General features: G+C 64.4%; 16 protein-coding genes. 14 read left to right on the top strand and 2 right to left on the bottom strand.

Annotated features, from left to right (window positions below; all coding sequences use genetic code 11):
- Positions 1–120 precede the first annotated feature (120 nt).
- The 12 genes from coxB to rnhA all read left to right on the top strand — a co-directional run bounded on the left by coxB (position 121) and on the right by rnhA (position 9751).
- Entirely contained in the window at positions 121–1005 is an 885-nt protein-coding gene (gene coxB, locus V8U06_RS11450) for a cytochrome c oxidase subunit II (RefSeq protein ID WP_226920093.1), read from the top strand.
- A 19-nt stretch (positions 1006–1024) separates the two neighbouring features.
- On the top strand, positions 1025–2692 hold the full coding sequence (ctaD, locus tag V8U06_RS11445; protein WP_427140722.1) for a cytochrome c oxidase subunit I: 1668 nt from the start codon (positions 1025–1027) through the stop codon (positions 2690–2692).
- A gap of 188 nt (positions 2693–2880) precedes the next feature.
- On the top strand, positions 2881–3825 hold the full coding sequence (locus tag V8U06_RS11440) for a heme o synthase (protein WP_427140721.1): 945 nt from the start codon (positions 2881–2883) through the stop codon (positions 3823–3825).
- Positions 3825–3971, top strand: a complete 147-nt coding sequence (locus V8U06_RS11435) for a hypothetical protein (protein WP_427140720.1) — start codon at positions 3825–3827, stop codon at positions 3969–3971. Before V8U06_RS11440 ends, V8U06_RS11435 begins: the two co-directional genes overlap by 1 nt.
- Positions 3968–4573, top strand: a complete 606-nt coding sequence (locus V8U06_RS11430) for a cytochrome c oxidase assembly protein (RefSeq protein ID WP_226920089.1) — start codon at positions 3968–3970, stop codon at positions 4571–4573. Before V8U06_RS11435 ends, V8U06_RS11430 begins: the two co-directional genes overlap by 4 nt.
- A gap of 59 nt (positions 4574–4632) precedes the next feature.
- Positions 4633–5508 carry a cytochrome c oxidase subunit 3 gene (locus V8U06_RS11425; protein ID WP_427140719.1) on the top strand — a complete coding sequence of 292 codons (876 nt, stop codon included), beginning with the start codon at positions 4633–4635 and terminating at the stop codon, positions 5506–5508.
- 190 nt (positions 5509–5698) lie between these two features.
- Positions 5699–6082 (top strand): DUF983 domain-containing protein, encoded by a 384-nt coding sequence (locus tag V8U06_RS11420; protein ID WP_226920087.1) that lies wholly within the window; start codon positions 5699–5701, stop codon positions 6080–6082.
- Complete coding sequence (locus V8U06_RS11415) at positions 6051–6839, top strand: SURF1 family protein (protein ID WP_427140718.1); 789 nt, start codon at positions 6051–6053, stop codon at positions 6837–6839. The genes V8U06_RS11420 and V8U06_RS11415 overlap by 32 nt, the downstream gene beginning before the upstream one ends.
- 37 nt (positions 6840–6876) lie before the next feature.
- The gene (locus V8U06_RS11410; protein ID WP_226920085.1) at positions 6877–7242 is read left to right on the top strand and encodes a DUF1304 domain-containing protein; all 366 of its coding nucleotides are present in this window, start codon (positions 6877–6879) and stop codon (positions 7240–7242) included.
- A gap of 9 nt (positions 7243–7251) precedes the next feature.
- Positions 7252–8253 carry a 4-hydroxy-3-methylbut-2-enyl diphosphate reductase gene (gene ispH, locus V8U06_RS11405; protein WP_427140717.1) on the top strand — a complete coding sequence of 334 codons (1002 nt, stop codon included), beginning with the start codon at positions 7252–7254 and terminating at the stop codon, positions 8251–8253.
- A gap of 95 nt (positions 8254–8348) precedes the next feature.
- Positions 8349–9314, top strand: coding sequence for a homoserine kinase (locus V8U06_RS11400; RefSeq protein ID WP_427140716.1), 966 nt, complete (start codon positions 8349–8351; stop codon positions 9312–9314).
- Positions 9311–9751 carry a ribonuclease HI gene (gene rnhA / locus V8U06_RS11395; protein ID WP_427140715.1) on the top strand — a complete coding sequence of 147 codons (441 nt, stop codon included), beginning with the start codon at positions 9311–9313 and terminating at the stop codon, positions 9749–9751. Before V8U06_RS11400 ends, rnhA begins: the two co-directional genes overlap by 4 nt.
- A gap of 311 nt (positions 9752–10062) precedes the next feature.
- Here the strand turns inward: rnhA and V8U06_RS11390 are convergent, their stop codons facing one another.
- Both V8U06_RS11390 and V8U06_RS11385 read right to left on the bottom strand, forming a co-directional pair.
- Positions 10063–10548 carry a peroxiredoxin gene (locus V8U06_RS11390; RefSeq protein ID WP_226920081.1) on the bottom strand — a complete coding sequence of 162 codons (486 nt, stop codon included), beginning with the start codon at positions 10546–10548 and terminating at the stop codon, positions 10063–10065.
- Positions 10549–10602: 54 nt separating this feature from the next.
- Positions 10603–11394, bottom strand: coding sequence for a protein-disulfide reductase DsbD domain-containing protein (locus V8U06_RS11385; protein WP_427140714.1), 792 nt, complete (start codon positions 11392–11394; stop codon positions 10603–10605).
- 173 nt (positions 11395–11567) lie between these two features.
- Between V8U06_RS11385 and V8U06_RS11380 the strand changes: the two genes are divergently transcribed.
- On the top strand, positions 11568–12173 hold the full coding sequence (locus V8U06_RS11380; RefSeq protein WP_226920079.1) for a YqgE/AlgH family protein: 606 nt from the start codon (positions 11568–11570) through the stop codon (positions 12171–12173).
- A 102-nt stretch (positions 12174–12275) separates the two neighbouring features.
- Positions 12276–12467 carry a CsbD family protein gene (locus tag V8U06_RS11375; protein WP_427140713.1) on the top strand — a complete coding sequence of 64 codons (192 nt, stop codon included), beginning with the start codon at positions 12276–12278 and terminating at the stop codon, positions 12465–12467.
- Positions 12468–12515: the final 48 nt, after the last annotated feature.

Here is a 12515-nt window from a genome sequence, read left to right as displayed (position 1 = left end):
CGCATCAGCATTTGTCCATGGCTGTTGCGGCGAGCATAAATCTGTGGTTTTAAGGCCTCAGTATAGCAGGGATTCTGCGCGTCTGTTTGATCCCAATCAAACGCCTTGGGGAGATACGTTGTGAAAAACAAAGCTTTTGCAGTTCTGGCCGCCATCGGCTGTCTGCTCTTTGCTTCGACCGCCTTCGCTGACCAGCCGATGCCGTGGCAGAAGGGCCTCCAGCCCGCCGCCACCTCGATCATGGAAGAGATCAGCTGGTTCGAGCACTACACACTGTGGTTCATCGTCCCGATCACGCTGTTCGTCCTTGCTCTTCTCATCGTCGTCGTCGTGAAGTTCCGCGAAAGCGCGAACCCGGTTCCGTCGAAGACCAGCCACAACACCGCGATCGAAGTCGCCTGGACGCTCGGTCCGGTCATCGTTCTCCTCTTCCTCGCCGTTCCCTCCTTCCAGCTTCTCACCAAGCAGCTCGCGCCGACGGAAGAGCCGGAAATGACGATCAAGGCCACCGGTTACCAGTGGTACTGGGGTTATGAATACCAGACGGCCGACAAGCCGGTTTCCTTCGACAGCCTGCTTCTGGCCGACGCCGATCGCGCCGCTGCCGGCAAGGAAGACAAGGCGGTCTATCCGCGCCTGCTCACCGTCGACAACGAGATCGTCGTTCCGGTCGGCAAGCATGTCCGTCTCCTCGTCACCGCCGCCGACGTGATCCACGCCTTCGCAATGCCGTCCTTCGGCATCAAGATCGACGCCGTCCCGGGCCGCCTGAACGAAACCTGGTTCAAGGCCGACCGTGAAGGCCTGTTCTACGGCCAGTGTTCCGAGCTCTGCGGCAAGGACCACGCGTTCATGCCGATCGCCGTCCGCGTCGTCTCGCAGGAGAAGTTCGATACCTGGCTTGCTGCCGCCGCGACGAATGTCGGCGAGGCAAACAAGGCCCTGATGGCGTCTGTCGACGGTGCGGCCAAGTCCGTAGACGTCGCCCAGAACGCCGCGCAGTAATACCTAGGGAGTCAGATCCATGGCCGGAACATCCGCTGCCCACGGCGATCACCACGATCACCACGAACACAAGCCGCTCACCTTCTTCCAGCGTTGGTTCCTGTCGACCAACCACAAGGACATCGGCACCCTCTACCTGATCTTCGCGATCTGTGCGGGCATCATCGGCGGTACGCTGTCGGTGGTGATGCGCATGGAGCTGCAGGAGCCGGGCATCCAGATCTTCCACGGCCTTGCCCAGATGGTCTACGGCTTCGAGGGCGATGCCGCCATCGACGGCGGCAAGCACATGTTCAACGTCTTCACGACGGCGCACGCCCTGATCATGATCTTCTTCATGGTCATGCCGGCGCTGATCGGCGGCTTCGCCAACTGGATGGTTCCGATCATGATCGGCGCCCCGGACATGGCGTTCCCGCGCATGAACAACATCTCCTTCTGGCTGATCATCCCGGCCTTCCTGCTCGTTCTCCTCTCGATGTTCGTCGAAGGTCCGGCAGGCGCCTACGGCGCGGGTGGCGGCTGGACGATCTATCCGCCGTTCTCGACCTCCGGTCAGCCCGGCCCCGCCATGGACTTCGTGATCCTCGGCCTGCATATCGCCGGCGCATCCTCGATCCTCGGCGCGATCAACTTCATCACCACGATCCTGAACATGCGCGCTCCGGGCATGACGCTGCACAAGATGCCGCTCTTCGCCTGGTCGGTTCTGATCACCGCCTTCCTGCTGCTGCTCTCGCTGCCGGTTCTGGCAGGCGGCATCACCATGCTTCTGACCGACCGCAACTTCGGCACGGCCTTCTTCGCGCCGGAAAACGGCGGTGACCCGATCCTCTTCCAGCACCTGTTCTGGTTCTTCGGTCACCCGGAAGTGTACATCCTGATCCTGCCCGGCTTCGGCATCGTCAGCCACATCGTTTCCACCTTCTCGCGCAAGCCGATCTTCGGCTACCTCGGCATGGCCTATGCCATGGTCGCCATCGGCGCCGTCGGCTTCATCGTGTGGGCGCACCACATGTACACGGTCGGCATGTCGCTCGACACGCAGCGCTACTTCGTCTTCGCCACGATGGTCATCGCGGTTCCGACGGGCGTGAAGATCTTCTCGTGGATCGCGACGATGTGGGGCGGTTCGATCCGCTTCACGACCCCGATGGTCTGGGCGATCGGCTTCATCTTCCTCTTCACCGTCGGCGGCGTCACGGGCGTCCAGCTCGCCAATGCCGGCCTCGACCGCGCCCTGCACGACACCTACTACGTGGTTGCTCACTTCCACTACGTTCTGTCGCTCGGCGCCGTCTTCGCCATCTTCGCTGCCTGGTACTACTGGTTCCCGAAGATGACCGGCTACATGTACTCCGAGTTCCTCGGCAAGCTGCACTTCTGGGTCATGTTCATCGGCGTGAACCTGATCTTCTTCCCGCAGCACTTCCTGGGCCTCGCCGGCATGCCGCGCCGCTACATCGACTACCCGGATGCCTTCGCCGGCTGGAACGCGGTTTCCTCCTACGGCTCGTACATCTCGGCCGTTGCGGTTCTGATCTTCCTCTTCGGCGTCTTCGAAGCCTTCGCCAAGAAGCGCGTCGCCGGCGACAATCCGTGGGGCGAGGGTGCGAACACCCTGGAATGGCAGCTGTCTTCGCCGCCGCCGTTCCACCAGTGGGAACAGCTCCCGAAGATCAAGTAAGATCTTGCAAGGATCGGGGCCGCCGGAAACGGCGGCCTCAGCACTGACAGAAGACCGGCGGAGGCCGGTGGCCGGAAAGCCGGCACACCAGCCTCCGTCATCCTCGTCCCCGGCCACTGCGGGGACGAGGATGACGGAGGAGACGGAACGCGGAGGCTCGTCTTCGCGAAGCAACGAGCGGAAAGAACATGGCGGTCATCGAGCATCACGAAACGGTTCCGGGCGGCGGCGAGGTCTATCTCTCCGAAGCGTCGCCGCGTGATTTCTTCGAACTCCTGAAGCCGCGCGTCATGTCGCTCGTCGTCTTCACGGCCTTTGCCGGCCTCGTCGTCGCGCCCGGCACGATCAACCCGCTCATCGGCGCCATCGCGATCCTCTGTATCGCCGTCGGCGCCGGCGCGTCCGGTGCCCTCAACATGTGGTACGACGCCGACATCGATGCGGTCATGACCCGCACCGCCAAGCGTCCCATTCCCTCCGGCCGCATCCGCCCGCAGGAAGCGCTCGCCTTCGGCCTGACGCTCTCGGCCTTCTCGGTCGCCATCCTCGGCCTTGCGGTCAACTGGCTATCCGCCGGCCTGCTTGCCTTCACGATCTTCTTCTACGCCGTCATCTACACGATGTGGCTCAAGCGCTCGACGCCGCAGAACATCGTCATCGGCGGCGCGGCCGGCGCCTTCCCGCCGATGATCGGCTGGGCCTGCGTTACCGGTGGCGTTTCCATCGAGAGCGTGGTGCTCTTCCTCATCACCTTCCTGTGGACCCCGGCGCATTTCTGGGCGCTCGCGCTCTTCAAGATGCGCGACTACGACGCCGTCGGCGTACCGATGCTGCCGAACGTCTCGGGCGAAGCCACCACGAAGGTGCAGATCCTGATCTATGCGGTGCTGACCGCCGTCATCGCCGTCGTGCCGACTTTCCTCGGCTTCGCCAGCCTCGGTTATGGTCTCTTTGCCGCAGCGCTCGGCCTTGGCTTCGTGTGGTACTCTGTCGGCGTGTTGCGCATGCCGGAGGGCGACCGCGCGATGGTGCCGGCCAAGAAGCTTTTCGCCTTTTCCATCCTGTACCTGTTCGCTGTCTTCTCCGGGCTGATGCTCGACCATTTGATCGCGTCGTTCGGATGGGTGCTGTAATGGAAACCGTAAATCTCACTGAAAGCCAGAAGAAGGCTCGCCGCAGCCGCAACATCGCGCTCGGCGTGGTGCTTCTGGGCCTCGTCGTCCTGTTCTACATCGTCACGCTGGCGAAGTTCTCCGGCGGAATGGCGGGTGGCGCATGAGCGCGGAGAAGAAGATCGAAAAGAGCGGCCTCGGCAACGGCGTCATCGTCGCCATCTGCTGCTCCTTCGTCATCGGCATGGTCGGCATGGCCTATGCCGCCGTACCGCTCTACGAAATGTTCTGCAAGGTCACCGGCTACGGCGGCACGACGCAGCGCGTCGAGCAGGCGTCCGACGTCATCCTCGACCGCAAGATCAAGGTGCGCTTCGACGCCAATGTCGGCCCGGGCCTGCCCTGGTCCTTCGAGCCGGTGCAGCGCGAGGTCGAGCTGAAGATCGGCGAGACCGTGCAGATTCTCTACAAGGCGCGCAACAACGCCTCCACGCCGACGACCGGCCAGGCGACGTTCAACGTCACGCCGCAGGCCGCCGGCGCCTATTTCAACAAGGTCCAGTGCTTCTGCTTCACCGAAACTACGCTGAAGCCGGGCGAGGAACTGGAAATGCCCGTCGTGTTCTTCGTCGATCCGGAGATCGTCAATCCGGTCGAGACGAAGGGCATCCACACGATCACGCTGTCCTACACCTTCTATCCGCATGAGGCGTCGAAGCCGGTGGCTTCGGCTGCGGATAGCAAGACGGACGACGCGAACAAGCTTTGAAATACATGCGTTTCCGGCTATGCCGGGAACGGAACGCGATACATTCGGGGATAAGTCACATGGCCGATGCGCATCAGAAGAAACACGACTACCACATCATCGACCCGAGCCCGTGGCCGCTGCTCGCGTCCATCGGCGCCTTCGTGCTGGCGTTGGGCGGCATCGGCTACATGCGCTACCTGTCGGGCGGCGCGTTCCATCTGTTCGGCGTCAATCTCGCCACGCCGTGGATCTTCTTCATCGGCCTCGTGATCACGCTCTACACGATGTACGCCTGGTGGGCGGACACGGTGAAGGAAGCCCATGAGGGCCACCACACCCGCGTCGTCTCGCTGCACCTGCGCTACGGCATGATCATGTTCATCGCTTCGGAAGTGATGTTCTTCGTCGCCTGGTTCTGGGCCTTCTTCGACGCCAGCCTCTTCCCGGGCGAAGCCATCCAGGCTGCCCGCACCGAGTTCACCGGTGGCGTCTGGCCGCCGAAGGGCATCGAAGTGCTCGATCCGTGGCACCTGCCGCTCTACAACACGGTCATCCTGCTGCTCTCGGGCACCTGCGTGACCTGGGCGCACCACGCGCTCCTGCACAACGATCGCAAGGGCCTCGTCAACGGCCTCGCGCTGACGGTTGTTCTCGGCATCCTGTTCTCCTTCGTGCAGGGTTACGAATACGCCCACGCTCCCTTCGCCTTCAAGGAATCGATCTACGGCGCGACCTTCTTCATGGCGACCGGTTTCCACGGCTTCCACGTTCTGGTCGGCACGATCTTCCTGATCGTCTGCCTCATCCGCGCCATGCGCGGCGACTTCACCCCGAAGCAGCACTTCGGCTTCGAGGCTGCCGCCTGGTACTGGCACTTCGTCGACGTCGTCTGGCTGTTCCTGTTCTTCTCCATCTACATCTGGGGTGGCTGGGGCGCGCCGGTTCACGGCTGATCCGCCGAACGAAACTTCCGAACGGCCGCAGCGATGCGGCCGTTTTTCTTTGGGGCGCTTTGTCGCGACCTTTCGGTTGGACGCCGGCGGGGCGGGGGATATAGGATCGGACCAGCCCGCGGCCGCGCGCAGCGCCCGGAACACAACAGGCCGCAGCCAAGCCTGCGGCGACAGGCAATGGAATACGACCATGGACGACGACAAGGCCCTCTATCCCCCCGTCGACCCCTTCAGCGCCGGCCTGCGCGGCTGCTGCCCGCGCTGCGGCCAGGGCAAGCTGTATGACGGGCTGCTGAAGGTGAAGCCGGCCTGCGCCAATTGCGGCCTCGACTATTCCTTCGCCGATTCGGGTGACGGCCCCGTCGTCTTCGTGCTCCTGATCGTCGGCTTCATCGTCGTCGGTGCGGCGCTGTGGACGGAAGTGAACATCAACCCGCCGCTCTGGGTGCACTTCATGCTCTGGATCCCGCTGGTCATCGTGCTGGGCCTGGCGCTGACGCGCGTCCTCAAGAGCCTGCTGATCGCCCTGCAATACCGCAACAATGCCCGGCCGGGAGAGATCGACCGTGGCTGAGGTGCCGGCAAGCCACCGGCCGCGCGGGGGAAGGGGCAAGACGGTCGTGGCCGTCGTCGCCTTCTTCATCGCGCTCGCCATCCTGCTGTCCCTCGGCACCTGGCAGGTGCAGCGCCTTCACTGGAAGGAACAGCTGCTCGCCGACATGGCCGAGCGCCGCGCCGCGCCGCCCGTTTCCCTTGCCGACATCGAGGCGATGGCGGCGAAGGGCGAGGATATCGAATACCGCCCCGTCACCGTTTCCGGCGTCTTCGCCAACAACAGGGAGCGGCATTTCTTCGCCACCTGGCGCGGCCAGACCGGCTACCACGTCTATACGCCGCTCCAGCTTGCCGACGGCCGCTTCCTCTTCGTCAACCGGGGCTTCACGCCCTTCGAGGCGAAGGAACCGGAAATGCGCAAGCAGGGCCAGTTGACCGGCGAGCAGACCGTGACGGGCCTTGCCCGCGCCCGCCTTGCCGAAAAGCCGTCCTCCATCGTGCCGGAGAACGATCTCGCCAAGAACATCTTCTACTGGAAGGACCTCGACACGATGGCCTCCAGCACCGGCATTGCGGCGGACAGGCTCGTGCCCTTCTTCGTCGATGCGGGCGAAGCACCGAACCCCAAGGGCCTGCCGATCGGCGCGGTCACCCAGTTCGACCTGCCGAACAATCACCTGCAATATGCCGTCACTTGGTACGGCCTTGCCGCCGCGCTGGTGGGCGTCGCCCTCTATGCGCTCTTCCGGCGAAAAGGCGGTCGCCCGACGCCCTGAAATGCCGTAGGAAAGAGGACGCAACGGAGGGCAAGGCATGCAGGCGCTCGCAACCATTCTCGTCGCGCTCATCGCGCTCGAACATGTCTATATCCTCGTCCTGGAAATGGTTCTCTGGACGACGCCGAAGGGTCTTCGGGCCTTCGGCATGACGCCGGCCCAGGCGGAGGCGACGAAGGTGCTCGCCGCCAACCAGGGGCTCTACAACGGCTTCCTCGCCGCCGGTCTCTTCTGGTCGCTCCTCCATCCCGACCCGGCCTTCGCCTGGCAGATCAAATTGTTTTTCCTTGGCGCGGTCGTGGTCGCCGGCCTATATGGGGGCGCAACGGCCTCGCGGAAGATTTTCGTCATCCAGGCGCTTCCCGCGGCCATCGCCCTTGCTGCCGTCCTCATTGCCGGATAACCGATGCGCATGACTGAGAACCGACCGGATTTGACCATCAGGCTCTGCGGCCCGCGCGGTTTCTGCGCCGGCGTCGACCGCGCCATCCAGATCGTCGTGCTGGCGCTGAAGGCCTATGGCGCGCCGGTCTATGTGCGCCACGAGATCGTGCACAACCGCTACGTCGTGGAAGGCCTCGAGGCCAAGGGCGCGATCTTCGTCGAGGAACTCGACGAGATCCCGGACGAGCACCGCCAGCAGCCCGTCGTCTTCTCCGCCCATGGCGTGCCCAAATCCGTGCCGGCCGATGCCGAGGCGCGCAATCTCTTCTATCTCGACGCGACCTGCCCGCTGGTCTCCAAGGTGCACAAGCAGGCGATGCGCCACCAGCGCCTCGGCCGCCATGTCGTGCTGATCGGCCATGCCGGCCATCCGGAGGTGATCGGCACCATGGGCCAGTTGCCGGAGGGCTCGGTCGACCTGGTCGAGACCGTCGAGGATGCCGACAGATACATGCCGCCCGATCCGGACAATCTCGGCTTCGTCACCCAGACGACATTGTCTGTCGACGATACGGCCGGCGTGATCAAGCGCCTGCACGAGCGCTTCCCCAATCTCACGGCCCCCGCGGCCGATTCGATCTGCTACGCCACGACCAACCGGCAGGAGGCCGTCAAGCAGGCCGCGCCCGGCTGCGATCTCTTCCTCATCGTCGGCGCGCCGAACTCGTCCAATTCCAAGCGTCTCGTCGAAGTGGCGCTGCGCGCCGGCGCGACGAAGTCCGTGCTCGTCCAGCGCGCCGCCGAGATCGACTGGGAAACCATCGGCGACATCAGGACCGTCGGCCTTTCGGCCGGCGCCTCCGCGCCCGAGGTCATCGTCAACGAGATCATCGAAGCCTTCCGCGCGCGCTACAACGCCGTGGTGGAGCTTGCCGATACGGTCGAGGAAAACGAGCACTTCCTCGTCAACCGCGAACTGCGCAATATCGAACTCACCTCCGCCGACATGGCCTTTGTGAATGGGGAATAGGCGTCTGCCGCGCCGCACCCCTTTCCGGCCTGCCGGCCGGAGGGGATGAGACTATCCGACCGCCGATCCGATCCATGCAAGCCTGAGACCCCGCCGTGGCCGTCTATACCGATATCACCGAAGACGATCTTTCCCGTTTCCTCGCCGCCTATGACGCGGGCACGCTGCTCTCCTACAAGGGCATCGCCGAGGGCGTGGAGAACTCCAACTTCCTGCTGCACACCACGAAGGGCGCCTTCATCCTGACGCTCTACGAAAAGCGCGTCGACCGCAACGACCTGCCGTTCTTCCTTGGTCTGATGCACCATCTTGCCGAGCGCGGCCTGTCCTGCCCGTTGCCGTTGCCGCGCAACGACGGCGCGCTGCTTGGCGAACTCTCCGGCCGCCCGGCCGCGATGATCTCCTTCCTCGAAGGCATGTGGCTGAGGAAGCCCGCGGCGAAGCACTGCCGCGAGGTCGGCAAGGCGCTTGCCGAAATGCACCTGGCCGGCGAGGGCTTCGCCATCACCCGCAGGAACGCGCTCACCGTCGATGGCTGGCGGCCGCTCTGGGACAAGTCGGCCGACCGCGCCGACGAGGTGGAAGCTGGCCTGCAGGGCGAGATCGGCGGCGAGCTTGCCTTCCTCGAAGCCAACTGGCCGAAGACCCTGCCGTCGGGCGTCATCCATGCCGATCTCTTCCCCGACAATGTCTTCTTCATCGGCGACGCGCTTTCGGGCCTGATCGACTTCTATTTCGCCTGCAACGATTTCCTCGCCTATGACGTCGCCACCTGCCTCAATGCCTGGTGCTTCGAGAAGGATGGCTCGTTCAACCTCACCAAGGGCATGGCGTTGCTGGCCGGCTACGAGAGCGTGCGCCCGCTGACGGCCGAGGAGGTCGCTGCCCTGCCGTTGCTCTCGCGCGGCTCGGCCTTGCGCTTCTTCCTGACGCGGCTCTACGACTGGCTGATGACGCCGCCCGGTGCGCTGGTGGTCAAGAAGGATCCGCTCGAATATCTGCGCAAGCTGCGCTTCCACCGCCAGGTCGAGAGCGCCGCGGATTACGGGCTGTCGCGATGAAGCATGTCGATATCTTTACGGATGGCGCCTGCTCGGGCAATCCGGGACCCGGCGGCTGGGGCGCGGTGCTGCGCTATGGCGAGGTCGAGAAGGACCTGTGCGGCGGCGAGGCGGTGACGACGAACAACCGCATGGAACTGACCGCCGCCGTCTCGGCCCTCGGTGCGCTGAAGACGGCCTGCGAGGTCGATCTCTACACCGACTCGAAGTACGTCATGGACGGCATTTCCAAGTGGATCTTCGGCTGGAAGAAGAACGGCTGGAAGACCGCCGACAAGAAGCCGGTGAAGAACGGCGACCTCTGGCAGGCGCTCGACGAGGCGCGCCTGCGCCACAAGGTCGAATGGCACTGGGTCAAGGGCCATGCCGGACATCCGGAAAACGAACGGGCGGACGAACTGGCCCGCAGGGGCATGGCGCCGTTCAAGAAGGGGTAGGGTGGGTAGCTCCATTCGGCGCGCTCGTGACCCCCCTCTGCCCTGCCGGGCATCTCCCCCTCAAGGGGGGAGATCGGCAAGTGGCGATAACAGCGCCTGATCTGGAACGTCAAAGGACTGCGAGGCGCTGCGTCGTCCAATCTCCGCTCAAGGAGAGGGGATCGGCACGTGGCGCTGACGGTGCTTGATCTCGAATGCCAAAGGGATGCGAGGCGGCGCTCCATCCAATCTCCCCCCTTGAGGGGGAGATGCCCGGCAGGGCAGAGGGGGGCGAGATCCGCCCCGCCTCGAAGGGCTGGCTTAGCGCAGTCTCAAAGCTGCTCGATCATCGCGGCCGCGCCCGAAACGGTCGCCTGGCCCGGGCTTTCCTCGATGTTCAGCGTCTTCACCACACCGTCCTCGACGAGCATGGAATAGCGCTTGGAGCGCACGCCCAGCGTGCCGGCGGACAGGTCGATGTCCATGCCGAGCGCCTTGGTGAAGCCGGCGTCCCAGTCGGCGAGGAAGCGCAGCTTGCCCGCGCCGCCCGTCGAGGTCGCCCAGGCGCCCATGACATGGTGGTCGTTGACGGCGACGACGGCGATGTCATCGACGCCCTTGGCGAGGATCGCGTCGCGGTTTTCCAGATAACCCGGCAGGTGGTTCAGCGAGCAGGTGGGCGTGAAGGCGCCCGGAACGGCGAAGAGCACGACACGCTTGCCCTTGAAAAGGTCCTCGGTCGAGATATCGGCGGGACCGTCCGGCGTGCGTTCCTTCAGCTTGAGGTCGGGCAGCTTGTCTCCAACGGCAATGGTCACGGCGTCTCTCCTGTATGGCAGCGGAATGGCTTGCGGCGGAACTATAGGGGAGCGCTAGTCGATGGCAAGCGGGCTTTCCATCGTCTTCTCGCCGGCGCGCACCGTCAGGCTGATCGGGTTCTTGGCAAGGTCGAAGACCTTGGGCCGGTGCAGCACCGGCACCTCGGCAACGAAGGCGGCGCCCTCGCGCCGCACGGGGCCGGCCGCGCCGAATTCGAAGGACGAGGCGCTGGAGAGGAACACATCGGGCAGGGGCGTATCGCCCGGCGCCTCGAAGCGCACCGTGACGCTCATGCCGTCCGCCGCGAAATGGCCGGACAGCGGCTTGAAGCCGTCGTCCGCGCCGTGCGGCAGGCTCGCCTCGGCCGCGGCGATCGCCGCTTCCTCGAGCGGATTGGCAAAGCTCTCGCCGCTCGTATCGACGGAAAGCTCCGCCTGCACGGGAATGCACAGGTTCTTGCACACGCCGAGGAAGACCTTGGCGGTGATCGCCCCACCCGCCGCATTGCCGAGGGTCAGCGGCAGGCGCACCGGCCTGTCATAGCCGATATAGTGGTTCTCCACATCGCCGAGCCGCCGGGGCGCGGGAAAGCCGATCGAGACGAGATTCGCGCCGGTCAGGGTGATGGACGGCGGAATGCCGCTGCCGCCGGGATCGCGCCAATAGGTCTTCCAGCCGTCATGCAGGCGGATATCGAGCATGGCGCGCACCGAACCGTCGGCCGCCGCGGGCAGGGCGACGAGGCGCACGTCGCCGCCCTCGGTCTCGACCCATGAGGATGTCGCGGCGCTGGCGGCGGAAGAGAGGAAAAGCAGCGCGATGGCAGCGGTTTGCAGGCGTTTCATGCCCCCACATCTAGCGCCGCCGCCCCGCCGTTTCCAGCAACAAAACCGCACGGCGCAATCATAAAAGCTTGATCGGCGGCCCGCTCGCCATAGGTCTTTGCACACACCTTGCGCTGCATCGGGGTGAAAAGAACACTTTTCATTTGGCGGCGAATTGATAGGCTGAGGGCATTATGGCTCTGTCGGTTCTGAAAAACGAGCGAGAACGCGGTTTCCTTGACGGTCAGTTCCTGATCGCCATGCCGGGGATGGCCGACGCCAATTTCGCCCGCACCGTCGTCTATATCTGCGCCCATTCGGAAGACGGCGCGATGGGCTTCGTCATCAACCGGGCGCAGCAACTGAGCTTTTCCGACGTTCTGCTGCATCTCGACCTTCTCGGCGAGGACGAGGTGATCCGCCTGCCGGGCTCGACGCTGGATTTCCCCATTCGTTGCGGCGGGCCGGTGGAAAGCGGCCGTGGTTTCGTCCTCCATTCGGACGACTACCTGTCCGAATCCTCCATCCCCGTCAGCGACGATATCTGCCTGACGGCGACGCTGGATATCGTGCGAGCCATTTCCCGCGGGCGCGGCCCGCAGCGCGGGCTGATGATGCTCGGCTATGCCGGCTGGGGCGCGGGGCAGATCGAAAGCGAGATCGGCGCCAATGGCTGGCTGACCTGCCCGGCGCAGGAAGAGTTGATCTTCGACACCAACCTCGACAGCAAGTACGAGCGCGCCCTCGGCCTCATGGGCATCACGCCGGCCATGCTCTCCACCGAGGCCGGCCACGCCTGATCGCGGGCGTGCGATTTCATCTCTACGTCATGGAACCAGTCGGCGCTTTGTCCGTTGTCTCGCCGCGTGAATGAGCACGCCACGAACGACAGGAGTACGATGGTGGGTAGCACGAGCGACAAGATTAAGGGCACGGCCAACGAACTGGCGGGCAAGGCCAAGCAGGCGGCCGGCAAGGCAGCAGGCAGCCCCAAGCTGCGCGCCGAGGGCGCCATGCAGGAAGCCAAGGGCAAGACCCAGAAGACGGTCGGCAAGGCCAAGGATGCCGTCAAGGGTGCGGTCGACCGCCTCTGACGGCGGGACCGACGCCTCGCCGCGTCATTTGTCCTTCTTGAAGGAACG

The organism is Shinella sp. G-2, assembly GCF_050172695.1.
GTDB lineage: Bacteria > Pseudomonadota > Alphaproteobacteria > Rhizobiales > Rhizobiaceae > Shinella.
Note: the sequence above shows the minus strand (reverse complement) of the source record. Positions and strands in the feature narration are given on the sequence as shown.

Bases quoted from the DNA above. Each gene is read 5' to 3' on its own strand.
- ctaD (WP_427140722.1), top strand. From the start codon at position 1,025: ATGGCCGGAACATCCGCTGCCCACGGCGATCACCACGATCACCACGAA.
- V8U06_RS11440 (WP_427140721.1), top strand. From the start codon at position 2,881: ATGGCGGTCATCGAGCATCACGAAACGGTTCCGGGCGGCGGCGAGGTC.
- V8U06_RS11435 (WP_427140720.1), top strand. From the start codon at position 3,825: ATGGAAACCGTAAATCTCACTGAAAGCCAGAAGAAGGCTCGCCGCAGC.
- V8U06_RS11430 (WP_226920089.1), top strand. From the start codon at position 3,968: ATGAGCGCGGAGAAGAAGATCGAAAAGAGCGGCCTCGGCAACGGCGTC.
- V8U06_RS11425 (WP_427140719.1), top strand. From the start codon at position 4,633: ATGGCCGATGCGCATCAGAAGAAACACGACTACCACATCATCGACCCG.
- V8U06_RS11420 (WP_226920087.1), top strand. From the start codon at position 5,699: ATGGACGACGACAAGGCCCTCTATCCCCCCGTCGACCCCTTCAGCGCC.
- V8U06_RS11415 (WP_427140718.1), top strand. From the start codon at position 6,051: ATGCCCGGCCGGGAGAGATCGACCGTGGCTGAGGTGCCGGCAAGCCAC.
- V8U06_RS11410 (WP_226920085.1), top strand. From the start codon at position 6,877: ATGCAGGCGCTCGCAACCATTCTCGTCGCGCTCATCGCGCTCGAACAT.
- ispH (WP_427140717.1), top strand. From the start codon at position 7,252: ATGACTGAGAACCGACCGGATTTGACCATCAGGCTCTGCGGCCCGCGC.
- rnhA (WP_427140715.1), top strand. From the start codon at position 9,311: ATGAAGCATGTCGATATCTTTACGGATGGCGCCTGCTCGGGCAATCCG.
- V8U06_RS11385 (WP_427140714.1), bottom strand. From the start codon at position 11,394: ATGAAACGCCTGCAAACCGCTGCCATCGCGCTGCTTTTCCTCTCTTCC.
- V8U06_RS11380 (WP_226920079.1), top strand. From the start codon at position 11,568: ATGGCTCTGTCGGTTCTGAAAAACGAGCGAGAACGCGGTTTCCTTGAC.